At 66.1% G+C, this 25012-nt stretch carries 26 protein-coding genes and 1 pseudogene; 9 read left to right on the forward strand and 18 right to left on the reverse strand.

The window, feature by feature from the left end:
* Positions 1–48 precede the first annotated feature (48 nt).
* The gene (locus ACFTR6_RS08710) at positions 49–786 is read left to right on the forward strand and encodes a GAF and ANTAR domain-containing protein (protein WP_377957601.1); all 738 of its coding nucleotides are present in this window, start codon (positions 49–51) and stop codon (positions 784–786) included.
* Between the two features lie 22 nt (positions 787–808).
* Here the strand turns inward: ACFTR6_RS08710 and ACFTR6_RS08715 are convergent, their stop codons facing one another.
* The 5 genes from ACFTR6_RS08715 to ACFTR6_RS08735 all read right to left on the reverse strand — a co-directional run bounded on the left by ACFTR6_RS08715 (position 809) and on the right by ACFTR6_RS08735 (position 5913).
* Positions 809–1219, reverse strand: a complete 411-nt coding sequence (locus ACFTR6_RS08715) for a four-helix bundle copper-binding protein (RefSeq protein ID WP_377957602.1) — start codon at positions 1217–1219, stop codon at positions 809–811.
* 129 nt (positions 1220–1348) lie between these two features.
* Positions 1349–2242, reverse strand: a complete 894-nt coding sequence (locus tag ACFTR6_RS08720; protein ID WP_087874745.1) for a F510_1955 family glycosylhydrolase — start codon at positions 2240–2242, stop codon at positions 1349–1351.
* Between the two features lie 112 nt (positions 2243–2354).
* A complete protein-coding gene (locus ACFTR6_RS08725) occupies positions 2355–3044 on the reverse strand; it encodes a DUF305 domain-containing protein (RefSeq protein WP_377957603.1) in 690 nt (229 codons plus the stop codon).
* Between the two features lie 136 nt (positions 3045–3180).
* Positions 3181–3648: a hypothetical protein gene (locus ACFTR6_RS08730; RefSeq protein ID WP_377957604.1), complete on the reverse strand. Its 468-nt coding sequence runs from the start codon at positions 3646–3648 to the stop codon at positions 3181–3183.
* Positions 3649–3747: 99 nt separating this feature from the next.
* On the reverse strand, positions 3748–5913 hold the full coding sequence (locus ACFTR6_RS08735) for a copper-translocating P-type ATPase (protein WP_377957605.1): 2166 nt from the start codon (positions 5911–5913) through the stop codon (positions 3748–3750).
* 437 nt (positions 5914–6350) lie between these two features.
* Here ACFTR6_RS08735 and ACFTR6_RS08740 point away from each other — a divergent pair, with 437 nt between their 5' ends.
* Entirely contained in the window at positions 6351–7622 is a 1272-nt protein-coding gene (locus ACFTR6_RS08740) for a glycosyltransferase (RefSeq protein WP_377957606.1), read from the forward strand.
* Between the two features lie 5 nt (positions 7623–7627).
* A complete protein-coding gene (locus ACFTR6_RS08745) occupies positions 7628–8287 on the forward strand; it encodes a class I SAM-dependent methyltransferase (RefSeq protein WP_377957607.1) in 660 nt (219 codons plus the stop codon).
* Between the two features lie 522 nt (positions 8288–8809).
* On the opposite strand, the gene ACFTR6_RS08750 is transcribed toward ACFTR6_RS08745, so the two are convergent.
* Together ACFTR6_RS08750 and ACFTR6_RS08755 are read right to left on the reverse strand one after the other, a co-directional pair.
* Positions 8810–10108, reverse strand: coding sequence for an Nramp family divalent metal transporter (locus tag ACFTR6_RS08750; protein WP_377957608.1), 1299 nt, complete (start codon positions 10106–10108; stop codon positions 8810–8812).
* 132 nt (positions 10109–10240) lie between these two features.
* Entirely contained in the window at positions 10241–11182 is a 942-nt protein-coding gene (locus ACFTR6_RS08755) for a dihydrodipicolinate synthase family protein (protein WP_377957609.1), read from the reverse strand.
* Positions 11183–11352: 170 nt separating this feature from the next.
* On the opposite strand from ACFTR6_RS08755, the gene ACFTR6_RS08760 reads away from it, so the two are divergent.
* Together ACFTR6_RS08760 and ACFTR6_RS08765 are read left to right on the forward strand one after the other, a co-directional pair.
* On the forward strand, positions 11353–12372 hold the full coding sequence (locus ACFTR6_RS08760) for a LacI family DNA-binding transcriptional regulator (protein WP_377957610.1): 1020 nt from the start codon (positions 11353–11355) through the stop codon (positions 12370–12372).
* Between the two features lie 9 nt (positions 12373–12381).
* Entirely contained in the window at positions 12382–13563 is a 1182-nt protein-coding gene (locus tag ACFTR6_RS08765; RefSeq protein ID WP_377957611.1) for an FAD-dependent monooxygenase, read from the forward strand.
* A 7-nt stretch (positions 13564–13570) separates the two neighbouring features.
* Here the strand turns inward: ACFTR6_RS08765 and ACFTR6_RS08770 are convergent, their stop codons facing one another.
* Positions 13571–14611 carry a hypothetical protein gene (locus tag ACFTR6_RS08770; RefSeq protein ID WP_377957612.1) on the reverse strand — a complete coding sequence of 347 codons (1041 nt, stop codon included), beginning with the start codon at positions 14609–14611 and terminating at the stop codon, positions 13571–13573.
* A 160-nt stretch (positions 14612–14771) separates the two neighbouring features.
* Between ACFTR6_RS08770 and ACFTR6_RS08775 the strand changes: the two genes are divergently transcribed.
* Positions 14772–15407 carry a hypothetical protein gene (locus tag ACFTR6_RS08775; RefSeq protein WP_377957613.1) on the forward strand — a complete coding sequence of 212 codons (636 nt, stop codon included), beginning with the start codon at positions 14772–14774 and terminating at the stop codon, positions 15405–15407.
* Between the two features lie 39 nt (positions 15408–15446).
* Here ACFTR6_RS08775 and ACFTR6_RS08780 read toward each other — a convergent pair whose 3' ends face one another.
* Entirely contained in the window at positions 15447–15800 is a 354-nt protein-coding gene (locus ACFTR6_RS08780; RefSeq protein WP_377957614.1) for a DUF202 domain-containing protein, read from the reverse strand.
* Positions 15801–15803: 3 nt separating this feature from the next.
* Positions 15804–16205: a YidH family protein gene (locus ACFTR6_RS08785; RefSeq protein WP_377957615.1), complete on the reverse strand. Its 402-nt coding sequence runs from the start codon at positions 16203–16205 to the stop codon at positions 15804–15806.
* Between the two features lie 105 nt (positions 16206–16310).
* On the opposite strand from ACFTR6_RS08785, the gene ACFTR6_RS08790 reads away from it, so the two are divergent.
* Positions 16311–17114, forward strand: coding sequence for an alpha/beta fold hydrolase (locus ACFTR6_RS08790; protein ID WP_377957616.1), 804 nt, complete (start codon positions 16311–16313; stop codon positions 17112–17114).
* 258 nt (positions 17115–17372) lie between these two features.
* A complete protein-coding gene (locus ACFTR6_RS08795; protein WP_377957617.1) occupies positions 17373–18413 on the forward strand; it encodes an EAL domain-containing protein in 1041 nt (346 codons plus the stop codon).
* A gap of 97 nt (positions 18414–18510) precedes the next feature.
* Here ACFTR6_RS08795 and ACFTR6_RS08800 read toward each other — a convergent pair whose 3' ends face one another.
* The 7 genes and pseudogenes from ACFTR6_RS08800 to ACFTR6_RS08830 form a co-directional block, all read right to left on the reverse strand.
* The gene (locus tag ACFTR6_RS08800; protein WP_076800753.1) at positions 18511–18804 is read right to left on the reverse strand and encodes an antibiotic biosynthesis monooxygenase; all 294 of its coding nucleotides are present in this window, start codon (positions 18802–18804) and stop codon (positions 18511–18513) included.
* Between the two features lie 47 nt (positions 18805–18851).
* Complete coding sequence (locus tag ACFTR6_RS08805; RefSeq protein WP_377957618.1) at positions 18852–19286, reverse strand: SRPBCC family protein; 435 nt, start codon at positions 19284–19286, stop codon at positions 18852–18854.
* A 65-nt stretch (positions 19287–19351) separates the two neighbouring features.
* On the reverse strand, positions 19352–19597 hold the full coding sequence (locus ACFTR6_RS08810; protein WP_157365166.1) for a hypothetical protein: 246 nt from the start codon (positions 19595–19597) through the stop codon (positions 19352–19354).
* A 167-nt stretch (positions 19598–19764) separates the two neighbouring features.
* The gene (locus tag ACFTR6_RS08815; RefSeq protein ID WP_377957619.1) at positions 19765–21186 is read right to left on the reverse strand and encodes an FAD-binding oxidoreductase; all 1422 of its coding nucleotides are present in this window, start codon (positions 21184–21186) and stop codon (positions 19765–19767) included.
* A 215-nt stretch (positions 21187–21401) separates the two neighbouring features.
* A complete protein-coding gene (locus tag ACFTR6_RS08820) occupies positions 21402–21839 on the reverse strand; it encodes a hypothetical protein (RefSeq protein ID WP_377957620.1) in 438 nt (145 codons plus the stop codon).
* 98 nt (positions 21840–21937) lie between these two features.
* Entirely contained in the window at positions 21938–22432 is a 495-nt protein-coding gene (locus ACFTR6_RS08825) for a MarR family winged helix-turn-helix transcriptional regulator (RefSeq protein ID WP_377957621.1), read from the reverse strand.
* A gap of 129 nt (positions 22433–22561) precedes the next feature.
* Positions 22562–22971: pseudogene (locus ACFTR6_RS08830) on the reverse strand (YsnF/AvaK domain-containing protein); the annotation flags it as partial.
* 474 nt (positions 22972–23445) lie between these two features.
* On the opposite strand from ACFTR6_RS08830, the gene ACFTR6_RS08835 reads away from it, so the two are divergent.
* The gene (locus ACFTR6_RS08835) at positions 23446–23742 is read left to right on the forward strand and encodes a hypothetical protein (RefSeq protein ID WP_076800765.1); all 297 of its coding nucleotides are present in this window, start codon (positions 23446–23448) and stop codon (positions 23740–23742) included.
* 676 nt (positions 23743–24418) lie between these two features.
* Here ACFTR6_RS08835 and ACFTR6_RS08840 read toward each other — a convergent pair.
* Positions 24419–24973 (reverse strand): DUF3090 domain-containing protein, encoded by a 555-nt coding sequence (locus ACFTR6_RS08840; RefSeq protein WP_377957622.1) that lies wholly within the window; start codon positions 24971–24973, stop codon positions 24419–24421.
* Positions 24974–25012: the final 39 nt, after the last annotated feature.

Here is a 25012-nt window from a genome sequence, read left to right on the forward strand (position 1 = left end):
TGAAGGACGGTCTTGTCCGACTGTCCCGCTGCTCCTAACTTGGAGGTCATGAGTACTGCCGATCAGTCGGACGATTTCGAGCAGCTGCATGCCCTGATCGCCAATACCGCGGACATCAGGGGCTTCCTGGACGGGATGACTGGTTTCGCTGCCGCCATGATGACGCGTTCCACCGGCCACCGGATTGAATGCGCCGTGACGCTGAACCGGCGCAAGCGCAGGGCGTCGATTGCGGGCAGCAGTAATGAGGCAGTCATGCTGGACGAAATCGAACAGCACCTGGGCCAGGGGCCCTGCGAGGACGCGCTTCGGACGGGTGCCCCGGTGCTCGTCGCTGATGTCGCCACCGATCCGCGCTGGCCGCAGTACCGCGAGAGTCTCGAGGCGGCCGGGTGCCGGAGCGTTCTGGGCATCCCGCTCACACTGGGGCCGGACGCGTCCGCGGTCCTGAACTTTTTCGCCCCGGCCAGCGGCCTGTTCACTGAGGACGCCATTGCCGACGCCGAGGTCTTCGCCGTCGTGGCCGGGCAGGCACTGCATCTGGCGCTGCGGATCGCCGCCGCCGACCAGCTCGCCGAAAACCTCAGGGCAGCCATGGAAAGCCGGACCGCGATCGACCTGGCCTGCGGCATCATCATGGCCCAGAACCGCTGCTCCCACGACCAGGCCTTTGAGATCCTGCGGCGCGGCTCCAGCACACGGAACCAGAAGCTGCATGCCCTCGCCGAGGAGATTGTCGCGGGGGTTTCCGGCGCACCGGTGGCAGCGGCCCACTTCGAGGACTGAGGCGGGTCCTCAAGTAGGACGCCTAGCTGAGTGACTCCAGGAGCGCGGCGCAGGCTTCTTCACAGCGCCGGCAGGCTTCGGCGCAGATCCTGCAGTGTTCGTGCATGTGCGCGTGCTTTTCGCATTCGGCAGCGCAAACAGCGCAGGCGGTTCGGCAGGCCTCGAGCATGGACCGGACGATCGCGGAGCTGTCACCGGTCTGACGGGTGACTATGGCACCGGTCGCGGCGCAGATGTCGGCACAGTCCAGATCGGTGCGGATGCACCGGGTCAGGTCAGCCACCGTCTCCTCGGCCAGGCAGGAATCGGCGCAGGCGGTACAGGCCTGGGCGCACTGGAAGCAGGCGGCAATGCACGCGGCGAGCTTTTCCTTGTCTTCGGAACCGGTGCCTCCGGGGTGGGCCTTGAGCATCGCGGTGATGTGGTGCGTCATGATCTGCTCCTGTCGGTGGTGTCCGTGCCTGCCATTGATGACGCCACCATAGACCCGCCAGGTTCCTGCTGTCTGCCCTTCCTCGGTTGGGGAGGATCTTCGGTTGGAACGGAAGGCTCAGGCGCGGCGTCAGTCCGCGTCCGCGGGCCGGAACGTGACCCCACCGTCCGTGGAAACGACGATCCCGCTGTCCGTGGCGGCCCAGATCCAGGGCTTCCCCTTCTGGCCCTTAAGGACGGACATGGCCTGGACCCCGCCGTCAACGCGGCCTGTCCTGGTCCAGGTGGCTCCGCCGTCGGCCGAGACGTGGACGGTGCCGTCCGGTTCTATGCCGGCGGCCTCGCCGGGGCTCGCGAACCCGGCAAACTGGATCACCGGTGCGGCGCTGTTCAGCGTCCATGTGGCGCCGCCGTCGGTTGAACGCTGCACGCCGTCGCCGGTGGTGGCGAGGACGGTGTCACTGTCCGGATGCCCTGCCAGGACTGCGGGTGCGAACGCCGCCTTCACGCTCGTCCATGCCTTGCCGTCCGGGCTGACACGCAGGGTGCCGTCATAGGCGACGATCCCGGATTTGGTGCTGGTGAGGGCATGGAAGTCGGACTCTCCCTGGCGGGAGAGCAGCTCCCACGTTTTTCCGCCGTCCCGTGACCGGATGAGTCCCAGCGGATTGGGCAGGCTGGAACCCTCGCCGGGATGGCCGGAAGCGTAGAACACGCCCTGCTCTTTCCCGGGAGTGAAACCCATGAGGTCGTTGGTCCCGCCGATTTTGGCGGCGGGCCGCTTCGTGGCGTCGAACAGGCCGTCGTGGGTGGCCATGAGCACCTGTCCGGTATCCGGGTTAACGGCCAGGCCGTGGATGTGCGCGCTGGGGAGGGCCGGACCATGGCTGTGCGTGGCGGCACCCGCCGGACTTGTGGCGGCCGGCTCCGGGGCGGCGCAGGCCGGAACCGAAAGCGTGAAGAGGACGACGGCGGCGGCCAGGGCGGGCACCCGACGGGCCCGGACGGTGGGGGGAAAAGGCAAGGCGATGCTCCAAAAAGTGATGTGGACGGACCCGGCACCGGCGGCACTTGGCCGCCGGTGCCGGCAGGGGGCGAGGTATGGTGAGCCGGCATCCGGCCCGCCCGAAAGCCGGTCAGAGAGTGGCCAGCAGGTCCTTCATCTCCTGGATTTCCTTCTCCTGGGCGGTGATGATGGCCTTCGCCAGGGCAACGGCGTCGGGGTTCTGTCCGGTGCTTTCCTCGGTCTTGGCCATCATGATGGCGCCCTGGTGGTGGGCGGTCATCTGGGTCAGGAACAGCTTCGCGGCTTCCGTGCCCTGTGCGGCGTCGAGTTTCTTCATGTCGTCGTCGCTCATCATCCCGGACCCCATGCCGGAGCCCATGCCCGAGCCCGAGCCAGAGCCGTGAGTGGACGAGCCCGAGCCGTGGGTGGACATGCCGTGTCCGCCGGGCGCTGCAGTGGGTTCGTTCCAGCTCTTGAGCCAGCCGGTCATCATTTCAATCTCCGGGGCCTGGGCGGCCTTGATCTTCTCCGCCAGGGCCGTGACGTTCGCCGGAATATCCTTCTTAGCGAGCATCATGTCGCTCATCTTCACGGCCTGGGCGTGGTGGGGGATCATCATCTGCGCGAACATCGTGTCCGCCGCGTTGTGTTCCGCGGCGACGGTTGCAGCGCCAGTCGGCGCAGTTGCGGATGTGGTGGCCGGCGTGGAGGTGTCCGTACCGGTGGTGGCGGTGCCGCCGCCGGATCCGCCGCCGCAGCCGGCCAGGGCGATCGCCGCCGCGAAGGCTGCCGTGGAAAGGGTCAGAAATTTCTTGTTCATTTAGATCAGGTCCTTCAAGCGTTCTATCGGCGCCGGGCGCCGGAGAGGGGTTGGCGCGCTTCAGTCAGCGCGTGAAGGCGCGGCACGCGCCGCGCTTGTGGTGCTTGCGCCGGGATGTTTCCCGGCGGGTCCTGTTTTACGTCCGGCTGATGGACAGTTCGCAAGGCGTGGGCGTGGCGGGCTTATGGGCGCTGCGCCCGCTCACCTGTCCGGCCGGGCCGGCCCGGACAAGTGCTGCGGCAAACACGGCCGTTCCCGGCATCGGCGCGGCCAGTGAGCCTGTCTTGCCCGCCGGGATGCAGGAGACGGTCATCGCCTGTGCACCGCTGCAGTCCCCGTCCGGGCAGCCGGCGGCAGCGGGAATTTCTTGACCTGTGTCAGCAGCACCTGCGGTGACAGCGGCGGCTTCGCCTGCCGCATGCGCGTGGTGCAGGTGGCCGGACTGCCCGATGGATTCCGTGCCCGTCACCGCACTCACCGAGTGCATGCTGTGGTGGCCACTCATCACGTGCATGCCGAAAATGCCGGCGATCAGGGCTAACACCAGGGAGAACATCCCGGCACGGTGCAGGAACACTGAGGCGAGGCTGCGGGCTGCAGTCACGACGGTTCCTCCTTCCGTGCCGGAAAAGTCCGGTAGCAGGTATGTCCCTTAAGGCTACCCGGCGATGGCCGCCGGGTAGATGACGTTTAATCCCAGGGGTCAACGAACCTGGGCCGGGTTCAGTTTCACCCGGCGCAGCAGCTGGGCGTTAAGTGCGACGACGATGGTGGACACCGACATGAGCACGGCACCGGCCGCGGGGGAGAGCATGATGCCGGCGAAGGCGAGCACGCCCGCCGCCAGCGGGACGGAGATGACGTTGTAGCCCGTCGCCCAGACCAGGTTCTGCCACATCTTCCGGTAGCTTGCGCGGGACAGATCCACCATGGACAGCACGGCCCGGGGGTCGTTGCCGGCCAGCACCACGCCAGCGGATTCCATGGCGACGTCGGTCCCGGCACCGATCGCGATGCCCACTTCAGCCCGGGCCAGGGCGGGCGAGTCATTGACGCCGTCACCGACCATCGCCACCTTCAGGCCGCGGTTCTGCAGTTCAGTGACCTTCTTGTCCTTGTCCGCGGGCAGGACCTCGGCGAAGACCTCGTCGATGTTCAGCTCGGCCGCCACGGCCTGGGCCACCTGCCGGGCGTCGCCGGTGATCATGGCCACCTTGATGCCCCGGTCCTGCAGGGCCGCGACGGCCTGCCGCGACTCTGTCCGGACAGCGTCTTCGAGGCTGACGGCGCCGAGCACCCGGCCGTCGGCCAGCACGTGCAGCACGGCCGCGCCGCGGTCCATCCAGGCTCCGGTGGTTGCCGCGAGCTCCGCGGGTTCGGTGACCGCGAGTTCCCGCAGCAGGGAAGGGCCGCCCACCTGCACCGTCCGGCCGTCCACTTGGGCACTCACGCCCCGGCCCGTCATCGAACTGAAACCCGTGGCGGAAGGAACGGAAAGGCCCTGTTCACTGGCCGCCCGCACGATCGCGCGCGCCACAGGATGTTCGCTGTCCGCTTCCACAGCGGCAGCCAGCGCCAGCAGCTCAACCCGGCCCCCGCCGTCGGCCTCTGCAATGTCACGTACTTCCGGCTCGCCCTTAGTGAGCGTGCCGGTCTTGTCGAAGAGAACGACGTCGACGGTCCGCATCCGCTCCAGCGCCATGCGGTTCTTGATCAGCACGCCGGCACGGGCAGCCTGCTCGGTGGAGATGGCGATGACCAGCGGGATGGCCAGGCCCAGGGCGTGCGGGCAGGCGATGACCAGGACGGTGACCGTGCGGGTGACGGCCTCAGGAACGCTGCCCAGCAGGGTCCAGACGATGAAGGTGATGACGCCGGCGCCGGCGGCGAAGTAGAAGAGGAAGGCAGCGGCCCGGTCCGCGAGGGCTTGGGCCCTGGACGATGAAGCCTGGGCCTCGGCCACGAGGCGCTGGATGCCGGCCAGGGCGGTATCGTCCCCGACGGCGGTGATGCGGACCCGGACCGAGTTGTCCGTGGCAACCGTGCCGGCAACGACCGTGTCCCCGGGGGAACGGGGCACCGTCTTGGATTCGCCGGTGATCATCGACTCGTCGAACTCGGCGCGCCCCTCGGTCACCGTGCCGTCGGCGGGCATCCGCGCCCCGGAGCGGACCAGCACCAGGTCCCCGGCCCGGAGCTCAGAGACGCTGACGGTTTCGGTGCCGGCGTCGGTGATGCGCTCGGCCACGTCCGGCAGCAGCGCGGCCAGGGCGTCAAGCGCTCCCTGTGCTGATCCGAGGGCGCGCATCTCGATCCAGTGGCCCAGAAGCATGATGGCCACCAGCAGGGCCAGCTCCCACCAGAAATCGAGGTCGAAGCCGCCGATGCCCAGACTGGTCACCCATGAAGCAACGAACGCCACGCTGATGGCCATGCCGATCAGCAGCATCATGCCCGGGCGGCGGGCCTTCAGCTCATGCAGGCCGCCCCTGAGGAAGGGCTGGCCGCCGTAGAGGAAGATGACGGTGCCCAGGATCGGCGGGATCCACGCGGATCCGGGGAAGTGGGGCGGCATGTAGCCCAGCAGGTGGGCGAACATCGGGCTGAAATAGACCACGGGAACGGACAGGGCCAGGGTCAGCCAGAACCTGTTCTTGAACATCGCCGTGCTGTGCCCGGCGTGCTGGCCGTGGGTGTGGACCACGTGGTCGTCGTCGTGGGTGTTGTGTCCCGCATGCGGACCCTGTTCCATGTGTGAACCGTGTCCGACGCCGGCGGCCTGGGCAGGTGTCGGGGCGGCGGTTGCGCTGTGCTCCGCGTGTTCGGCTGTTGCCTCGTGCGGTGCGAAGTGTGCGGTGTGGTCTTTCATGATTTGTCAGCTCCATTCCACTGTGACGGATGGTTGCGCTGGGGTTGAACGGCTGTGACGGGGAGGTAATCCCCTGGACATACCACTTCACTGACAACACGATCAAGATACCCCCAGGGGGTATATCCGTCAAGAGTTTCCGACGCGTCCTCAGATCCTGTCGCCTGCACGCCAACGCTTCCTCATCTCCTGTCGCCTGCACGCCAACGCTTCCTCACTTCCTATCGCCCGCGACCAAATGCTCGCAGCTGCACGTGAGGGAGCGTCGGGCTGGAGGCGGCTAAAGCTGAGGGAGCGTCGGGCTGGAGGCGCCCATAGCTGCGGGAGCGTCGGGCTGGAGGCGACCGTAGCTGCGGGAGCGCTGGCCGCATCTTGCGCCGCAGGGCGCAGGAGTCCCGCCTCTGTTCCTGAAGGGTCACAGGCCCTAAGCTCCACCCATGGCTTCAGTCATCGTTTGCAGCGGGCCGCACGACGGCCACGTATCGCCCATGCTCGGAGTGGCCCGGCAGCTGATGGACCGCGGACACAAGGTGAGGTTCCTGACCGGCCCCAAATACGAGGACGCGGTCAAGGCCAGCGGCGCCGAGTTCCTGGCTCTGGGGCCGGGCGCGGACGGGCAGCCGCAAAACAGCAATGCGACCGGGCTGCAGGCGATCCGCGACGGCGTGAAGATGCTGATCATCGACCCGGCCGAGGGCCAGTACGTGCCGCTCACGGCCGCCATTGCCGCCGAGCACACGGACGCCGTCCTCGCGGAGATCAGCTTCATGGCGGCCTCCATCCTCACCCGTCAGCCCCGGGCCAGCCGCCCGCCGGTCATCGCCTGCGGCATCCTGCCCCTGACCCTGTCCAGCCCGGACTGCGCACCCTTCGGGCTCGGGCTGCCGCCCGGGACCGGGCCGGTGTCCCGCCTGCGGAACAGGACGCTGAACTGGCTCGTGGCCAACGTCGCGCTCAAGGACACGCAGCGGCAGGTGGACCGGCGGATGCGCGAGCTGGGCGGGGTGGGCCTGAACGGCGACTTCTTCCTCGACTGGGCACGCAACGCCGACCTCTATGCCCAGTTCACTGTGGAGGAGTTTGAGTACCCGCGCTCGGATGCCCCGGACACCCTCCGCTTCTTCGGACCCATGGCCCGGCACGCCGCCTCGGCATCGGTGACCCCGAAGCCGGACTGGTGGGGTGAACTGGACGGCTCCCGCCCGGTGGTCTACGTGACGCAGGGGACCGTCTCCAACGAGGACTTCACCGCCCTGGTGGGCCCTGCGCTGGAGGGCCTTGCGGGGGAGGACGTCACCGTCGTGGTCAGCACCGGACGCCGTCCGCTGTCGGCGCTTCCGCCGCTTCCGGCCAATGCCCGCGCCGCGGAGTTCCTGCCGGACGCGGAGCTCATGCCGAAGGTCGCCGTTTACGTCACGAACGGCGGCTACGGCGGCCTCCACTACGCCATGGAAAACGGCGTGCCCATCGTGGTCGCCGGGGACACCGAGGACAAACCGGAGGGGGCTGCCCGGGTGGCCTGGGCCGGCGTCGGACTTAACCTCAAAACGGGACGGCCCAAACCGGAGGCGATCCGGGATGCCGTACGGAAGGTCCTGGGCGACGGGCGGTACCGGGCCGGGAGCCAGCGGATCGGGGCCGCCATCAAGGCTTCGCCCGGAGTGGACGGGCTGATCGACGAGATGGAAGCGATGCTGCGGAAGGAGTGAACGGCATGGACAGTGCAGGGGATGGCAGCGACGCGTTGAAACGGCTCCAGCATCCGCGCTTCGCCCGGGCCTACGCGCGGGCGGTCGGGCAGATGAACCGCCGCGGCGCCACCGAAAACCGCCGCCGCGTGCTGGCCGGCCTGCACGGGACGGTCATTGAGATCGGCGCCGGTGACGGATCGGCCTTTGCGCTCTACCCGTCGGCAGTCACCCATGTTCTGGCCCTCGAGCCCGACGACTACCTCAGAAGCCTCGCCCTGGACCGCGCCGCCGAGGCCGCCGTGCCGGTGACGGTGAGGGCTGCCGCGGCCGAGCGTATCCCGGCCGACGACGGCAGTGCTGATGCCGTCGTCGCCAGCCTTGTGCTGTGCAGCGTCACTGACCAGGCTGCCGCGCTCGCGGAGATCCGGCGCGTCCTGCGCCCCGGCGGGACCCTTGCCTACTACGAGCATGTCCGCTCCGAGCGCCCCGTCCTGGCCGTCGTCGAAGACCTTCTCACCCCGGCATGGAAGCGCATTGCCGGAGGATGCCACATTAACCGGGACACCCTCGGTGCCATCACCGCGGCCGGATTCACCATTCAGGACAACCAGCGGTTCGGCTTCTCCGTCCAGGCCCTGACCCCTCCCGTGGCGCACATCCTCGGCCATGCCACCAGGTCCTGAAATCCCGGTGATTGAGGTGCCGTCCCGTGGTTGAGGTGCCGGAATCAGCCCGGTCCAGCTGGCGCTCGCCCCTTTCGCCAAAAAAGGCCGCCCAGCAAGCGAGTTAGGCGGCCCTTTTGGGTAATTCGGTGAAGTCAAGCGGCCCTTATTGGTAAATGGGCGAAGCCACGGGGCCCTTATTGGTAAATCGGCAGGCCTCGGCTGAAGAGCAGTGCCTACTCGCGACCACCGGCCACGAGGTTTCGACAGGCTCAACCAGCGGCGGTTCCGGTGAGCTTTCCGGCTGGCGCTCGCCCCTTTCGCCAAAAAAGGCCGCCCAGCAAGCGAGTTAGGCGGCCCTTTTCGGTAATTCGGTGAAGCCAAGCGGCCCTTTTGGGTAATTCAGTGAAGTCAAGCGGCGCTTTTGGGTAATTCGGTGAAGTCAAGCGGCCCTTATTGGTAATTCGTGAAGCCAAACGGCCCTTATTGGTAAATCGGCAGGCCTCGGCTGAAGAGCAGTGCCGACTCGCAGCTGATCGGCAGCTATCCGACGAGCGTGGTGATAAGGCGGATGGAAGAGGCGATGATGGCGATCAGGCCGATGGCGGCGAAAAGGTTCTGCCACCACTTGTTACGCAGGTCCCCCATAAGGGAGGCCCTGTTGGCCATGACGACGATCAGAACGCCCAGCAGAGGTGCGATGAGGACTGTGAGGGACTGTGCGATGACGATCAGGCCGACTGGTGAGGACTGGAAGGCCAGGGTGATGATCAGGCCGAAGGCCAGGATGACGCCGGTGAAGATCCGAGCCACGGGTGATCCCGCTTTGGCGCCGCGGCCGAGGGCGTCCGAGAGCATGGTGCCGCCGGCGGTGGCGTTGGCGATCATGGAGGAGAACGCTGCTCCGGAGAGTCCGAGGGCGAAGACCATCGCCCCGACGGGGCCGGCGAGAGGCGTGAAGATGGAGGCAAGGGCGTTGATGGTGCCTGCTTCGGCGCCGGTTTTTCCGAGGACGGCGGCGGCGACCATGATGACCAGGGCGGTCATGATGCCGGGGGCGATGATACCGGGGATGGTGTCGGCGAGGGTGATGTCGCGGTAGTCGGCGCGGGTGCGGCGGTGTTCTTTGATGCCGTAGGAGGTGTAGAAGGCGGCGTTGATGGAGAAGTTGGTGCCGACCAGGGCGACGACGAGGATTTCGCTGCCGGCCGGGAGAGTCGGGACGGCGCCTTCGAGGGCGCGGTACCAGTCGGGCTGGGCGACGACGGTGCTGGCGATGAAGGCAAGCCCCATGAGGACGACGATGACCAGGAGGGCTTTTTCGACGATGCCGTAAACGTTGCGGAAGGCCAGGACGATGCCGACGGCGATGGTGCAGACGATCGTCCAGAGGACGGGGGAGCCGCCGAAGACCAGGGACAGGCCGAGCCCGGACCCGACGGCGTTGCCGACGGAGAACATGAGGGTGATGCCGAAGACCCCGAAGCCTGCCAGCACCCCGACCCATTTGCCGAGGTGGTCTTTGATGGAGGTGATCAGGGAGGCCGGGGTGGCGATGCCGAGCCGGACGCTCATGTCGGTGAAGAAGATCATCAGGACGGTGGACACGGCGATGACCCAGACGAGGGTGTAGTCGAAGCGGCTGCCGGCCTGGACGGCGGTGGTGAGGTTGCCGGGGCCGAACTGCCAGGCGCCGACGACGAAGGCCGGGCCCATCAGGGCCAGGTAGCCCAGGAAGGTGCGGCGCTTTGGTGTGGTGGTGGCGGGCTGGTTTCCTTGCTGGGTTGCCATCTGTTCTTCCCTGTGACCTGTGCGGGTGATGGTCTTATTCTGCTCGCGCATCGGCGAGTCCTCCTTATGCAGCAACGGTGCTGGGGTCGTCGTTGACCGGGGTGGAGAGTAAAGAGTTTGGTACGGGTGGCGGGCTGTGCCCGCCACCCGTAAGGATCCGTGGTTGCCCTGTGGGGCCGGGGATCAGACGGCAGCGGTGGTGGTGACCTTGCCGATGTTTGCGGCGGCGAAGGCTTCCGCGATTTCGGTGTCGGCTCCCTCGGGCAGGGGCAGGAGCGGGGTGCGCACGGTGGCGTGGTCCAGGATGCCGCGGTTCACCAGGCCCCACTTCAAGGCGACGGTGCCCTCCATGTGGGACCCGCGGTGGTAAACGTTCTGGGTCACCGGCAGCAGCCGCTGATGAATTGCGTGGGCACGCTTGTAGTCCTGCGCTTTGCCGGCTTCGATCAGTTCGACGAGCAGTTCGGGGGCGATGTTGCCGTAGCCGACGAGCAGACCGTCGACATCGAACATGGTCGGCAGCAGGTACTCGTCATGGCAGGACAGGATCTGCAGTTCGGGGTATGCGGCGCGCAGCGCGGGGATCTCGGTGTACCACCGGCGCATGTTCCGGACACCGTTCTTCGTGGCGAAGACGCCCTCCTGGCCGGCGATCTCCAGCTGAGTGTCGAGGTCGTAGGTGGCCTTGGTGTTGTCGGGGTACTGGAAGAGGATCAGCGGCAGGCCGGACTCTTCGTAGATCTCCTGGTAGCGCGACTGCGGGGCACCCTTCTGGTATCCGAAGCGCAGCCACCCGTGCGAGGGGTAGACCAGGCCAGCTGACGCGCCGGCTTCGACTGCCTTCTTGGCCTCGAGGGCCGCGGTCTTGTTGCCCTCCTTCGTGATGCCCGCCACGACCGGTACGCGGCCGTCGGTCGAGGCCACGAACGCGCGGATAACGTCCAGCTGCTCCTCTTCGGTAAGGAACGTGCCTTCGCCGGCGTGCCCCAGGACGACCAGGCTCTTCACGCCCTCAATCGATCCGAGCCACGAACCCAGACGCTGGATCGCAGCAAAGTCGACAGCGCCATCTTCGGTGAACGGGGTGACGGGAGCGGGGCTGAGGCCGCGGAGATCTAGTGTCATTACAGCTACCTTCTTGTCTTCTTGAATGGTCGGCAGTCCCACGGTTTGTGAAAACGTTTGCGGGAACGTTTTCAAGTTTGCAACGTGGTCCAGCTCACTGTCAAGAGAACGTTTTCATCCGCGAGGAAATAGAGTGTCTTTCAGGACAATCCCTGCAGAGGAGCATCGCTATGGAACCCGCCGGCGCAGCCGCGAACGTCACCCTTAAGGACGTTGCCGCGGCCAGTGGAGTGAGCATCTCCACCGCCAGCCGCGCACTCGACGAACGCGGCACAGCTTCCAGGTCCGCTGCCGCCGCGCACGTCCGCAAGGTCGCGGAGGAACTCGGCTACCGCCGCAACTCGTTTGCCTCGAGCCTGCGCCGGGGCGAGACACGCACCCTGGGCGTCCTGGTGCCGCGCCTGAGCGACACGGTGATGGCCCTGATGTTCGAAGAGCTGGAACGCGCCGCCGCGGACCGCGGCTACTTTGCCATGGTCGCCACCAGCGGAGACGAGCCGGACGACGAGCGGCGCGCCGCCGAAACCCTGCTGGACCGCAACGTGGACGGTCTGATCCTGGCCACCGCCCGCCTGGATGACGAGCTGCCCCGCCTCCTGCGCCAGCGCCGGGTGGCCCACGTACTAGTGCTTCGCACAGACGGGGTCAGTCCGTCCGCACTGGGAGACGACGATACCGGCGGTTACCTGGCCGTGCGGCACCTGATTGATCTCGGGCACCGGGACATCGCCGTCGTCACGGGGCCGTCCTTCACGTCCACAGCGAATGCACGTTTGGCGGGCGCCCGGAGGGCCATGCAGGAAGCCGGCATTGAACTGCCGGAAAAGTGGAGCCTCGCCGCCGGCTACGGCATCGAAAACGGCTTCTCCGCCGGAGAGTCGCTGCTGAGCGGAAACGCCGCGGAACGCCCCACTGCGATTTTCGCCGCGAACGACAACATCGCCATGGGCATCATGGCCGCTGCCCACCGCTACCGGCTGAGCATCGGAGGGGACCTGTCGCTGGTCGGATACAACGACATCCCCCTGGCGTCCCGGCTTCCTACCCCGCTGACCTCGGTCCGGGTTCCGCTGGCCCAGATCGCCAGGACCGCCATCGATCTCATCATCGATCCGGACAAGGAGCCGCGGGTGAGCAGGTCCATGCCCACCCTCATTCCCCGCGAGTCCAGTGGACATCCCCGGGCGTAACGGCCGGCCATGAAGGCCATCGTGGTCGGGGCGGGCATCGCCGGGCTCGTCGTGGCCCGGCAATTGGGCCTTGCGGGCTGGGACGTCCTGGTTCTGGAAAAGTCGGACGGACCCCGTCCGGACGGTTACATGATGGATTTCTTTGGCCCCGGGGTGGAGGCGGCCGAGGCGATCGGGCTCTACGCACGGCTGGCGGCGGCCGCGTACCGCGTGGAGGCGGCCGAATACGTCGACGAGGCGGGGCGAGCCACTGCACGCCTGGACTATGCGAAGTTTTCCCGCCTTGCCGGCGGAAAGGTCCTGACGCTCATGCGCCCCGACATGGAACAGGCTGCGCTGGCCGCACTCGACGACGTCCCGCCGGGCCGCGTACGGGTCCGCTACGGCACACGGGTTTCCCGCGCGTGGACCGATGACGACGGCGGGCATGTGTCGGGCAGCGGCCCAGGGAACACCGTGCTGGACGGCGACGTCCTCATCGGGGCCGACGGCATCCACTCCGAGGTGCGCGCCGGCGTGTTCGGCCCGGAAAGTGCCTACCTGCGTCCCTTGGGCATGCGCGCCGCCGCGTTCGTGGTCACCGATGCCGGCCTCAATGAGCGCTTTCGGAACCGGTTCGTGCTGACCGACAGCATCGGCCGGACGGCCGGGATCTACGGGCTCCGGGCCGACGAGGTGGCAGCATTCCTCGTCTACCGGGACGGGCCTTTGCCGGACGCAGGAATACGGACAACCCAGGAACGGCTCAGCCGCGAATTCAGCGATCTGGGAACCCACATGGACAGGCTTCTGGAGCTCTGTCCGGAGCATCCGTACGACGACGTCGTCGCCCAGATCGTCATGCCTTCCTGGCACAAGGGGCATGCGGTACTGGTGGGCGATGCCTGCGGCGCGGTTTCCCTCCTTGCCGGCCAGGGCGGATCACTCGCGGTTGCCGGGGCCACGCTCCTTGGCCAAGTCCTCGGCCCGGTGGACTCCCCGCAGGGGATCGCGCCGGCGCTGGAAGCGTTTGAGCAGCGCTGGCGGCCGGTGGTCGCCACAGCGCAGGCGTCCGGGAGGCGGGCTGCCTCAACATTCCTCCCCGCCAACCGCACCCAGCGCTTCGTCCGGCGGGCGGTCATCCGGGCGACCCGCGTGCCAGGAATCGACCGATTGGTGGCCCGGCAGGTTTTGCGGACCGTCGCCAAGTAGGGCCTTGCTAGGGAGCGGAACGCGAACCTTCGTCCGTTTGCGAGCCCGACGTCGGAACGAACCTCCAGTCGAAGGACCCGTCGGGCCGGAGCGTCATCCGGAGGAAGCCGTGAGTGTCGCTGAACCGCTTCTCGATGTACGGCGGATCGCTGGTGAATGGCCGGAGACCGATGCCTCCCGTGGAAACCTGGAACGCCGTCATGCCGTCCTCGACGCACTTGTCCTCGTTGTTCACCGGGCATGAGCGTTCGTAATTGTGCTGTGAGCCGGACAGGGTGAGCCGCACCCGGTGCTTCCACATCACGTCAATCCATGGTTTGTGCTCGGCGGCCCGTTCATGTGACTTCGTGTTCGACGTGAAGTAGGGCTCGTGGTACACGACCGCCAAGTGCTTACCCGCCGCCTTCGCCGCGGCGAGGTCGTCATCCAGCCACTTCGTCAACGCCCGGGCCTCTCCCTGGTTGTACCGCCAGTGCGCGGACGACAGGAAGGCGAAGTGCCAGTTCCCGAAGTCCTTCGAGTACGGTTTCCCGTTCCTGATGAACCCGCGCTCCTTGTTGATTGCGGCCTTGTCCGCGTTGCCCGGGCACTGGCCGTTCATGAAGTTATCGAGGTCTTCGTTCCGCCCGGGTTCCCAGTCATGGTTGGGTGCGGATACCCAGTACAACTTGGGTTTCGTTCCACCCCAAAGCGGCGTCCAGTAGTCCACGTAGTCCTTGCAGTACGCGGTGTCGTACTGGAAGTCCCCGAGCCCCATGAACGCGTCAATCTCGTTGTTCTCCACCAGCTTGGTGATGGCCGCACCGTTCCGTCCCGAGGGGCTGTCCGGATCAGTTGTCCTCGGACCGTTCATGTCGCCGACAGCAGCGATCCTCACGTCACCCTTGTGGACGGCGGTCTGGGTGGGAGCCGGTCCAGCGATAGTCGTAGTTGGCTCGGGCCGCCCGCTGTTGTTCCCGCCGCCGAAGACGAGGTAGGCGACCCAGAGACCGGCGGCGCCAAGGAGGACAGCTGCCGCTATGGCGATAACAACACGATTGCGCCGCATAGTGGGCCTCCCGTCGTTGGGGGTGCGTGTCTGGCTTCGAGTGTAGAGCAACCAGGGCCGCGCGGGAGAGGGCCGTCGGCGGTTCCACTGTTTTCCCAACCTTGCGCGCATACGCTCCTGTGAGCTTGTGAAGTCGCGGCCCTACGACAGGAGAGGTGCCATGAAGAAGACAGCACTCGGAGTCCTGGCGCTGGCCGGAACCCTCTGCGTCCAGCTCGCCACCGCCGCGCCAAGCACCGCGTCGGAGCGGCCGGTCACCACGAAAACCGTCACGAAAGGGGAGGGGCTGACCGCGGAATTCGACCGGACGGACGGCTGCATCCAGACGAGGGTCAGCATGTTCGGCAGCGTCTTCACGGTCCGCGGATCGGCGGCGTCCGAGAAGCTGGGTGTTGTGTCTGTCACGCAGACTGATATCTGCACACTCACAACACTGACTAACGGTTTTGCGGAGACGGATACCCTGGATCTGCGTGTCCGGGACGCCCTGGCCAGAGGGCATCTAAAGATGTCGATGGAATTCACGGACTTTGCCGACCCCGACAACCCGGCAGTTCTGCCGATGACGGTCAACGTGTCCTTCCGGGCTACCGCTCCAGCCACCACGACTTCCGCAAAGTCCACATCCATGTCAGCGGGCATGCGCTTTGTATCGTCGAGAGGTACAAAGAGCCGGCCGGTCGCTGTTAAAGGCACCGTAACCCTCGGGGTTCAAAAGGTTGTTGCGCCGGATATCCCGTCGTACTTCGCGACCATAGGCTCTGTAATCACCAAAGAGAAGACGGTAACCCGGTGATTCGGCGTGCAGAAATCCCGGTCGAGTTAGCCAAACAGCTTAGGACAGCACCAGCCACACCCCGATCGCTCCCAGCGCAAAGCACGCTAGGGCAGTCCACAGGACGGCTGGGATGCTCGGCACCAGGTGCCCCTGCCTGATCCCCTCAGCGCTCCGCCGGTAGCGCCGCCGCTGTGTGAGATAAATGGCGGTGCCTGCTGCGACGGTAAGGCCGAACATGGCCAGCACGAACGGCCCCTGCTCCGGGATCCACCGCAAGCAGATAGCGCTCGCGGCAATCAGCGTCAGGACCGTCCGGCCCCAGGCGAGCGCGGTGCGCTCGGGCTGGAGCCCCGGGTCACCGTGGAGGGGGCCGTCGTCAGGCAGGGGAGCGGTGGTCGGGTTTTCGGGCATGGGTCAGGCAAGAACGACGACGGCGATCACCACGCCTGCCGCGACGGCGCAGCCTGCGGCGAGCAGCGGGCCGATCAGGGGCAGCGGCAGGGGACGCTTCGAGCGGAGGCTGGCCTCCACCCGCAGCCAGCGGATGGCGGAGCCGGCGCTGAGCAGCATGCCCAGCAGAAGGAGCAGGACGGCCAGTCCGCGGCGGACGGGCTCCGGGAAGACATCGGTGGTGAAGGCCTCCACCGCAATGCCGCCGGCGAGGAGTGCCAGGGAGGTGCGGATCCACGCCAGGAACGTGCGCTCGTTGGCCAGGGTGAACCGCGGGTCCGGCTCTGTGCCACCGGGCAGGAGCTTTTCGGCGAACCGGCTCCTGCGTGGGTCGGAACCGGACGGCGAAGGCTGGGTGGACGGCACGGTCACAGTCTAGCCAGTGCCGTTTCCGGGCTAGGCGGCCCACGCAGGGGAGAGTAGATTACGAATGCCGTTCAGCCGGCGGCCGAAGGGGATAGGAGTGCCGTAATGGGGCGGTATGTACAGGCCGGGGACCTGGAAATCTGGACGGAACAGGTCGGCGAGGGGCCGGATGTGCTGCTGATCGGCGGGCTGGGGGACACTGTTGAGTCCTGGCAGTTCCAGCTGGACGGGCTAGCCGACCGGTACCGGATGACAGCGTTTGATAACCGGGGTGCGGGGCGCACTTCCATGCCGGAGGGGCAGCCCACAGTTGCGGCGATGGCGGACGATGCGGCCGCAGTGCTGCGGGGCCTCAGCATCTCCCCGGCGCATGTGGCAGGGTTCTCCGGCGGCAGCATCATCGCCCAGGAGTTGGCCCTGCGGCATCCAGGGCTGGTGCGAAGCCTGGTGCTGCAGAGCACCTGGCCCGCGATGGATGAGTACATGAAGTCGCTCTGCCGGTCCATTCACTGGCAGGCCACGCTGGCACCGGACGAACGCGCGTTCCTGGAGTTCTTCTTCCTGCTGGTCTATACGCCACGGGCTCACAACAGCGGAATGGTCAGCCAAATCATCGATGACGCGCTCGCATTCCCGTACCAGCAATCCACCGGGGACTTCCTGAAGTTCCTGGACGCGTTCGTGGTCCACGAGACGGCAAGCCGGTTGGGGCAGATCAAAGCGCCCACCTTGGTCCTCGCTGGCGGGGTGGACCCGATGAGCCGGCCGGAACTGGGTGAGGCCGTTGCCCGCCGCATACCGGCCGCGCAATTCGAGGTGATGCCGGAGGAATCCCACCAGCCCTTCCAGGAGATCCCGGACGTCTGGAATGCACGCGTGGATGAGTTCTGGCGGCAGCTCATTGGCTAAGGACATCGGCAGCGCTAGGCGTAGGGCGCAGGCATTGTTCTTTACGGCATCGTGAAATTCTTTTCACAGATATGTAAAGCCAGTTGACGTGCCCTTATGATGCCTGCAGGGGCACAACGGGGGAAGATGACCCGCCTCCGGGAACCCCAGCCCTCGGCCGCCAGGCCGGAACCCAGAGGAGTGCCATTGGTTGATTTCCCGTTTCCCGCCGATGACAGTTGGCCAGGCGACAACCGGCCTGGTTCAGAGGTTCCGCTGATGCGGGAGCAGGCTTACGAAATCATCGACGCCGTCCTGGCGGGCACGGATCCTGACGGCGCCGAAGCCCGGGACCGGCTGCGGGAGCATGTGGCAGCGCATCCCGGAAACCCGGAGGCAGCACTCCACGAGCACCTGGTCTTCACCCGCTCGCTGGCGCGGCAGGCCAGCAAGCGGCCCAATGCCGGCAAACAGGCTGCGGATCCCGCCGGCCTGTCCAACGAAGCCGAAGGTCACGGACAGGCCGCTATCGAGGCGGTTCTGCACGGTGGCATGCTCGTCACGGCTTTCCAGCCCATCCACGATCTCGGCCGCGGTGGTGTCATCGGCGCAGAAGCCCTGACGCGGTTTGTGTGGGAGCAGGACGGCCAGAGCGCAGGTTCCTGGTTCAGGAATGCCGCCGCCGCCGGGCTGGGCGCGGACCTGGAGTTCTCAGCGCTGCAGACGGCTGTTGCCGCTGCGCAGGATCTGCCGCACCACGTGGTTGTGGCCCTGAACCTCTCCCCGGCAGTATGCCTGGATCCGCGGTTGCCGGGATTCCTGGAACACGCACCCCTGGAACTGTCCCGGATCATGCTGGAACTCACCGAACCGCTGCAGCCCGGCGAACTGGACCCGCTGCTGGATGTTCTGACTCCGCTGCGCAGATCCGGCATGGGGCTGGCGGTGGATGAGGCCGGCACGAATGCTGCCTCAATGCGCCACATCCGTTCCCTTCGGCCCGACGTCATCAAAATCGGCCGCGGCCTGGTCGCAGGTATCGACGCCGACCCAAGCAGTCAGTACCTGGTGGCCGACCTCGTCGAATTCGGACGCCGGACAGGAGCGGCCCTGGCTGCAGTGGGAATCGAAACCCCTGCCGAGCTTGCGGTCCTGACCCGGCTGGCAGTGGCCGCCGGCCAAGGCCACTTACTGGCAAGGCCCACCATCAACGTGAAGGAATGGGCCACCTGGGCCGGTCACGCAGCACCGGAAACGCGCAGCGCGCATGGAAAGCACGCGGCAGGGCAGCCGCCGCGGCAAGGCGGACTCGAGCGTTAGGCCGCCAGCGTCAGCCCAGTCGCGCGGCGTTTCCCAGAAAACAGCTGGCAGCCGCTCCCTGCTTCGGGAACGGCTGCCATACGTGGGGACCCTGGAGTCAGAGTTCGACGACTTCGAATTCGAGGAGGTCGGCGCCGGTCGCCACGGGGGAGCGGTCGCCGCCGCCGTGGACCTCGCCGGCCTGGCCGGTCCGCCAGTTCTGGAAGTCCTCTTCCGTGGACCAGGTGGTGACCACAAAGTAGCGGTCGTCGCCCTTGACCGGGCGGAGCAGCTGGAAGCCTTCGAATCCGGGCTGGCCGTCGACGGCGTGTGCCCGGGCGGCGAAGCGCTGCTCAAGCTCGGCGCCCTTGCCTTCGGGCACGTGGATGGCGTTGATCTTCACAACAGACATGGTGTTCCTTTCATGGGTGGTACTTGGACGAAGCAGCAGGGCAGCGTTCACCGGGTCTCCGGGGTCCGCTGGAGGAGTTCGGCCCTGGCTTTCACAGCCTGGAGGTAACGTTCCAGGTCCGCGGAAGAACCGGAGAGGGGCACCCGTTGCCGGAGCTGCCCGGACAAGGGGCCGCGGAACTGATCGGTGACGAGCAGGAGGGTGCCGCCGTCGGCCGGTGTCAGGGTCCAGGTGCGTGTGGCGCGGAAGAAGCCGAGGGAGTGGGACCAGGTCATCGCGCTTTCGGCTGCCAGTTGGACCGTAAAGGTGCAGTGGTGCTGGCCGTCGCTGCTGCTGACGGTGACGTGCGAGCCGTCCCGGACGTCGCCGTCGCGGTGCACCATCCCGGAATCCCACACCTCAAGGTTGCTCGCATCGGTCAACACACCCAGGAGGGATGCAGGGCTGGCCGCCACTAACTCCATGGCCTCGAAAATTAGCACTCACTCAGGGTACTGTTCGGAGCCGGGTTGCGGGAGGACCAATCTGTCCTCCCCATCACCACGTGTTAAGACGCCGTCGCGCGGACGACGCGCATGTCCGGTACGCCCACCATGGTCATGGGGCGCGCCGGTTCGTTCTCGAGTTTGAGGGTCACCAGGCCGGCGTCGTCCCGCTGGGCGGCCTTGACGCGCAGGGGGACGCCCCCGACCGTCACCACGTCGCCGGCGCGCACGGCCTTGAGCTGCACCGTGTCTTCGATTGTGTTCTTGATAATTGCTGCCCGCCAAATCGGCCCTGGCGCGGATGCCACGGCAGGGAAAAGTGATTCCGCCAACGGGCTGCTTCATCGCACGGCGAACCCAGTTCATCCGCAACGGCCACAGCATGTCAAGCCGTGTGCCAGCGTTAGCGCTGCTGCGCCGCCCATTCCGCGACCTGGGATGCTGTCGGTTCCGGCAAAGTTTGGGGATCAGCGGATCACGCGGACGTCGGCAGGATGTTGTGGTTGTAGCGGAACACGTTCTGCGGGTCATACCGGTTTTTGACGGCCACGAGGTGCCGGTACTTGTCCTGCCCGTAGGACCGGCGCGCGGCGTCAATGTCCTGGTGTCCGAGTTCGGCGCCCAGGAAGTTGACGTATTCGCCGTGCTCCGAGAACGGCTGCATCACGGCGTAGGCCTTGCGGGCGAAGGCAGTGAGCCGGGCGTCCTCGGAGGCGTCCTTCCAGAACCCGTAAATATTGAGCCAGAAGCGCGCGGACCGGTTCGGGAACGCCGTGGCTTCCTCCGGTACCCGTCCGAAGGCGCCTTCCAGGTGGTGGATGTCGATGCCTGTCCCTTGCCAGGTCACTTCGGAGGCGAAGCTCAGCAGTACGCCCACCACCTCCTCGTCCAGGCGGGAGAAAGACACGTTCTTCCAGTAGCCGCGTGAGCCCTTGGGGAACACGGTGTCCATGGCGCTTTGCCAGTCCAGCCACGACGTCGGCCCTATTTCGTGTTCGTCGGGCGGAGCCTGGACCCTCAGCTGTTCAACGAGGCCCAGGCCGGTCTGGTGGTCCCCGGACGCCCAGGCGAATCCAATCACCATCCACGGTTCGTCGCCCATCCCGAACTCCGGCGGCAGCACCAGGAAGGAGATGATCGGGTTCATCTGCTCAGGCAGATTACGGGTCCAGGCTGCGAACGCCACGAGGGCGTTCCGCCAGTGCGGTGGCCGGTAGAAGAGGTTTCCGCACAGCGGTGTTGCCGGCAGCGGGTGGGCGCGGAACGTGAAGGAGGAGACCACGCCGAAGTTCCCGCCGCCGCCGCGCAGTCCCCAAAACAGGTCGGTATTGTCCCGTCTGCTGGCCTGCAGATGCTCTCCGTCGACAGTTACGACGTCCGCAGCGTCCAGGCTGTCCAGGCTTAGCCCGTAGGTGCGCGTCAGCCAGCCGACGCCGCCGCCCAGGGTGAGGCCGGCCACTCCCGTTCCGCTGATCACCCCGAGGGGTACGGCCAGGCCGTGGGCCGCCGTCGCCCGGTCCACATCTGCCAGCGTCGCGCCCGGCTGCACCGTGACGAGCCCCTTGCGGGCGTCGACCTTCACATTCCGCAGCTGTCCCAGATCCAGGACGAGGCCGCCCTCAACAGTGCCGTGCCCGGCGATGTTGTGCCCGCCGCCGCGGACAGCCAGCGGAAGTCCGCTGCGCTGTGCGGCGTGGAGCGCCACGTCTATATCTGAGACAGCGCCCGCGCGGGCGACGGCGAGGGGACGGACATTCACCATGCCGTTCCATACCGCCCGGGCTTCGTCGTAGAGCGGATCCTGTGGCTCGATCAGCTCTCCCGACAGCCGGCGGCGTAACTCGTGCAGCGTCTGTTCGATTTCACGTTCGGGGCTTTTTTGATGAACTGTAGCCATCGGTGGTGCTTCCGGGTCAAAGGGTGCAGCCCTTGGTCAATATTGTGTGAACGCGGCCGGACTCACCGCGTTCCGATGGTCACCCGGGGTGGTTTCCCAGAGATGGAACACCGGCGCCGTCCCGGAGAAATCATTCGGGAACCTTTTGTGATGTCCCGAGTTTAAAGTGGCGGCCTGCGCCCGGCAACAGCGTTTTTGTTCGGTGCTGGGTGGCACTAGGAGCCCTGCCCGAGCAGACTTTCGAGTTCGGCGTCGTCCATGTTGGCTGCATCCCGGAGGGAGGCCGGCCCTGCTCCGCACCGGATGGCTTTGCGTACTGCGTCCGCCAGTATCTCCTGCGCGTGGTCAAGCTCCCACCGCAGTGATTCCAGCCGGGCGGACATCAGGCGGACAGCGTTCAGGGGATCCGTTTCCTCGGTAGTGGCCGCGGCCATCCGGAAGCCGCAGGCGCAAACCCACTCGGCATTCGCGGGCTCTTCCACGGCCCAGGGGAGCCGCGGAAGGATCGGGCCCGAGGCCAGGGTCATCCCGGTTCCGCAGTGTACCGGCGTCTCGGGGAGTTCGACGGCGAACCCGGCCGGGAATTCTTCGAACACCATACCCGGCGCGAAGTCTTTCGACTTGACGCTGGTGGGTTCCAGTACTTCGGTCATCGTTGCCCCAATGCATCTAGTTAGAAATAAATGTATCTTGGTTAACTAGTTATATAACGCATCGGAACTGGAAGTCCACTCTTTCCTTTGGCCTGGGATCAGGCGTCGATGGCATCCACGGCGTCGCGCATGCGGTGGAGGAAGTCGACGACGATGCCCGCCTCGTCCGCGGACAGGGATGACGCCACCTCCATCATGCGCCGATGCATCAGCCCGAGGGTGTACCGGACTTCGTCGTCGGACCCCTGGGTGGGCCTGAGGATCAGCGCCCGGCGGTCGGTGGGGTGGGGTTCGCGGCGCACATGGCCGCTCTTGACCAGTCGGTCCACGAGGGTGGTGGTGGAAGCTGACGTGACGCCCAGGCGGGCGCCGAGTTCCTTCGGCCCCACGGTCTGGCCCGCAGCCTCCGCCTGGAGGAGGTATCGCAAGGCCAGGAGGTCGGTTTCGCCCATGCCCATCGAAGTGCGGGTGCGCCGCCTCATAGCGGCCTCGGACGCGCGGTAGTCCCGTAGGGCGTTAAGTACCCCTACTGCCCCTGCCTGGTGCTCCGTGTCCTGTTCATACCAGTAGCCGTTGGTTTTGGGCCCCTGCATCTTCCCGATCCTTCGATAGACGTAAATCTTGATTGTCTAGTTATCTATCCTAGACCCACAAGCGGGAGTTGATGGCACAAGGAAAGGGCCACGGCTGCAGCCGTGGCCCTTCCTCTGACGCCAGAGTTGCTAGCGCCGGGTCTCGTCCAACCCGTCGGTGTCGATGCGTTCCTGCGGACCTCTTCGGTGACGGTTTCTTGCTCGGTGACGGTGTCCTTGTCCGTGCGGACCCGCTCGACCGGAACGGTTTCCTTATCAACGACGGGACGTTCCTCGTGGAGGATGACTTCGTGGTTTTCCTCGCTGAAGTCCGGTCCGCGGAGGGCGGCGTCGCGATTGGCGTCCGTGATCGGCTCACGCTCCACCCTGACCTCTTCGCGCTTGACCGGGACTGTCTTGGTGACGTTCTCGGTGGTGACGTACTTGCGCAGCCGGGCCCGGCCGGTTGCCTGCCGTTCGGTGCCGACGTTCAGGCGCTTCTCGGAGCGGGTCATCGCGTCATCGGTCGTGGGGCCGGAGGTGTCGTGGCCTACCGTCCCGTTTTTCAGTTCCGCGGCTGTGGGCTGGAGAGCGCCGGCGGGGCGAGCGGCGGACTGGTTGAGGAGCCAGGGCCCTGAATGGGCCATGTGGACCGCCGCCGCCCTGAAACAAGTTTCTGATCTTGTCCTTGGGAGGGCCATGGCGTTCCTTGGGATCCTCGACTCATAGCTCCGACGTCTTCCAGGCGAAGGAGGCCCACCCATGAGGGCTGTACCCTTTCTGCACGTCCGCCAGGTCGGTGGCCAGGGCCGTCATTGCCTGCGTGGGCGGAGCTGGGTCTTCTGCCGGGTCCCCAATAATCGATTCAGCGCCGCAGCACGTCCCGCTGTGTGACATGCCACGGCCAGCCGGAAGGGTTGGCCACGGTCCCTTTATTTTTCGATATTGACGGCCATTTTCGACCGGCGTAAACCATGCCTTATCAGCTCATTTGCGGCCGTCACTTGACGGCGGCCAATTGTAAGGAGAGGGCCATGGCTGTGGCTGTCATCATGGAATTCACTGGCGCCACGCTTGCGCAGTACGACCAGGTTATCGAAAAGATGGGCCTCACCCGCGGTGGGCCCGGCCCGGAGGGGGCGCTGTCCCACTGGGTGACGGAAACGGATAACGGATTACTCGTCACGGATCTCTGGAAGACCCGGGAACAGTACGACGCGTTCGCCAGGGACCAGATTGGCCCCTACACGAAGGAGGTCGGAGTCCCGGAGGCGCCGAAGATCACCTATTACGACGCCCACAACTACTTCACCCCAGGCTCGGACGCCTGACTGCCCCGGCTGCGCGCGCAACCGACGACGGAGCTGGGCGACGCCGGTTCGGGGCTAGTTGCTGGCGCGTGCACGGGCTCGGGGTACTCTTGGAGGCACCCCGAGCCCGAGAATCAGCAAGCCCAGGAAAAACCGGCCCGCGCCGCCCCTTCGCTCCACGATTCCATCGTGGGCAAGCCCCTCTGTGATCCCGTTCCACCACGACCTCCTCGGTGCCCGATGATCTGAAGAGCTTTCTCTGACCGAGTTCGGGATCGACATCACGAGCGAGCACCCAAGCCCGTCACCGACGAGATCCTGGAGGCGGTGGACGCCGTCATCGTTCTAGTCATCGAAGTGAAACTGGAACCGCGAAGGAACCCGCCTCGAAGTTTGGTCAGGCCCGTACACCGGCCCGCCTACGCTTTGACAGCCGTCACCGGGACGGCACTTCTCATTGGCGAGGCATCACGGTTGAACCGGTCAGGCGCCGTGCCCCTAACCGACGTCGGCCAAGGATGGGCGCCGATAGCGGGCTGCAGCCACCCCGCCAAAGGCCGCCTGTCTGCAGAACTCAGCAAAGAACTGCGACCGACAATGCGGAGTTCGCCGCCGATGGGCAATCCAGCCACAATCTCGGTGGGTCGCTCTATCGGGCCAATCACCGCCACACACCAATGCAATCACAGCGTCAGCATCAGACCTCGGGAGGAGTGCAGATATGTCCGCCGGCGTCTACGGGGTCACCGCAGAGCGGGCATATGGGACGTCCGGCGTCAACTACCTCACGTGTGCGCTTGGCGAATGCGCGAGCGGTGCCAACCGGCATCCGCACCAACAGCATTTCGCGTACTTCATCGCCGTCCTGATCAGGGGATTCGCCGTTGTTATCAGCGTCGGCATCGGTGATGGGGTAAGCCTCTATGACTACATGCGCCGTCGTCGGATCCCACCCTAGGCTCATTGCGCCGGTTCGAAACTGCTCCTGAACGGCATCGAGCGGATCATTGTCGACCAATTCAATGGGAGTCCCGGTTGGAACACTGAAGCGGTTGCCTTCGACGGTGATGAGCTGATCGAGAATCTCGTCAATTTTCTCGGCGAGCAGAGCGGATTGCTGCTTCTCCAGAGCGATAGAAACAATTTCCGTTCCTGCGCGTACCTGCAGATAGAACGTGCGCGCGCCCGGAACGCCGACGGTGCCGATGACGACGCGATCAGGCCAGACGAACTCGTGAACACGTGTAGGCATGGCAGTAGTTTAGGGCGACATCAGGTTTGCCTGGAACGC

It is taken from the genome of Arthrobacter sp. NPDC057009, assembly GCF_042673905.1.
GTDB lineage: Bacteria > Actinomycetota > Actinomycetes > Actinomycetales > Micrococcaceae > Arthrobacter.

What these genes read in the sequence shown, in the direction of transcription:
- ACFTR6_RS08710 (WP_377957601.1), top strand. Translation starts at nt 49, where the DNA reads ATGAGTACTGCCGATCAGTCGGACGATTTCGAGCAGCTGCATGCCCTG.
- ACFTR6_RS08715 (WP_377957602.1), bottom strand. Translation starts at nt 1,219, where the DNA reads ATGACGCACCACATCACCGCGATGCTCAAGGCCCACCCCGGAGGCACC.
- ACFTR6_RS08725 (WP_377957603.1), bottom strand. Translation starts at nt 3,044, where the DNA reads ATGAACAAGAAATTTCTGACCCTTTCCACGGCAGCCTTCGCGGCGGCG.
- ACFTR6_RS08735 (WP_377957605.1), bottom strand. Translation starts at nt 5,913, where the DNA reads ATGAAAGACCACACCGCACACTTCGCACCGCACGAGGCAACAGCCGAA.
- ACFTR6_RS08740 (WP_377957606.1), top strand. Translation starts at nt 6,351, where the DNA reads ATGGCTTCAGTCATCGTTTGCAGCGGGCCGCACGACGGCCACGTATCG.
- ACFTR6_RS08745 (WP_377957607.1), top strand. Translation starts at nt 7,628, where the DNA reads ATGGACAGTGCAGGGGATGGCAGCGACGCGTTGAAACGGCTCCAGCAT.
- ACFTR6_RS08750 (WP_377957608.1), bottom strand. Translation starts at nt 10,108, where the DNA reads ATGCGCGAGCAGAATAAGACCATCACCCGCACAGGTCACAGGGAAGAA.
- ACFTR6_RS08755 (WP_377957609.1), bottom strand. Translation starts at nt 11,182, where the DNA reads ATGACACTAGATCTCCGCGGCCTCAGCCCCGCTCCCGTCACCCCGTTC.
- ACFTR6_RS08760 (WP_377957610.1), top strand. Translation starts at nt 11,353, where the DNA reads ATGGAACCCGCCGGCGCAGCCGCGAACGTCACCCTTAAGGACGTTGCC.
- ACFTR6_RS08765 (WP_377957611.1), top strand. Translation starts at nt 12,382, where the DNA reads ATGAAGGCCATCGTGGTCGGGGCGGGCATCGCCGGGCTCGTCGTGGCC.
- ACFTR6_RS08770 (WP_377957612.1), bottom strand. Translation starts at nt 14,611, where the DNA reads ATGCGGCGCAATCGTGTTGTTATCGCCATAGCGGCAGCTGTCCTCCTT.
- ACFTR6_RS08775 (WP_377957613.1), top strand. Translation starts at nt 14,772, where the DNA reads ATGAAGAAGACAGCACTCGGAGTCCTGGCGCTGGCCGGAACCCTCTGC.
- ACFTR6_RS08780 (WP_377957614.1), bottom strand. Translation starts at nt 15,800, where the DNA reads ATGCCCGAAAACCCGACCACCGCTCCCCTGCCTGACGACGGCCCCCTC.
- ACFTR6_RS08790 (WP_377957616.1), top strand. Translation starts at nt 16,311, where the DNA reads ATGGGGCGGTATGTACAGGCCGGGGACCTGGAAATCTGGACGGAACAG.
- ACFTR6_RS08795 (WP_377957617.1), top strand. Translation starts at nt 17,373, where the DNA reads ATGCGGGAGCAGGCTTACGAAATCATCGACGCCGTCCTGGCGGGCACG.
- ACFTR6_RS08800 (WP_076800753.1), bottom strand. Translation starts at nt 18,804, where the DNA reads ATGTCTGTTGTGAAGATCAACGCCATCCACGTGCCCGAAGGCAAGGGC.
- ACFTR6_RS08815 (WP_377957619.1), bottom strand. Translation starts at nt 21,186, where the DNA reads ATGGCTACAGTTCATCAAAAAAGCCCCGAACGTGAAATCGAACAGACG.
- ACFTR6_RS08820 (WP_377957620.1), bottom strand. Translation starts at nt 21,839, where the DNA reads ATGACCGAAGTACTGGAACCCACCAGCGTCAAGTCGAAAGACTTCGCG.
- ACFTR6_RS08825 (WP_377957621.1), bottom strand. Translation starts at nt 22,432, where the DNA reads ATGCAGGGGCCCAAAACCAACGGCTACTGGTATGAACAGGACACGGAG.
- ACFTR6_RS08835 (WP_076800765.1), top strand. Translation starts at nt 23,446, where the DNA reads ATGGCTGTGGCTGTCATCATGGAATTCACTGGCGCCACGCTTGCGCAG.
- ACFTR6_RS08840 (WP_377957622.1), bottom strand. Translation starts at nt 24,973, where the DNA reads ATGCCTACACGTGTTCACGAGTTCGTCTGGCCTGATCGCGTCGTCATC.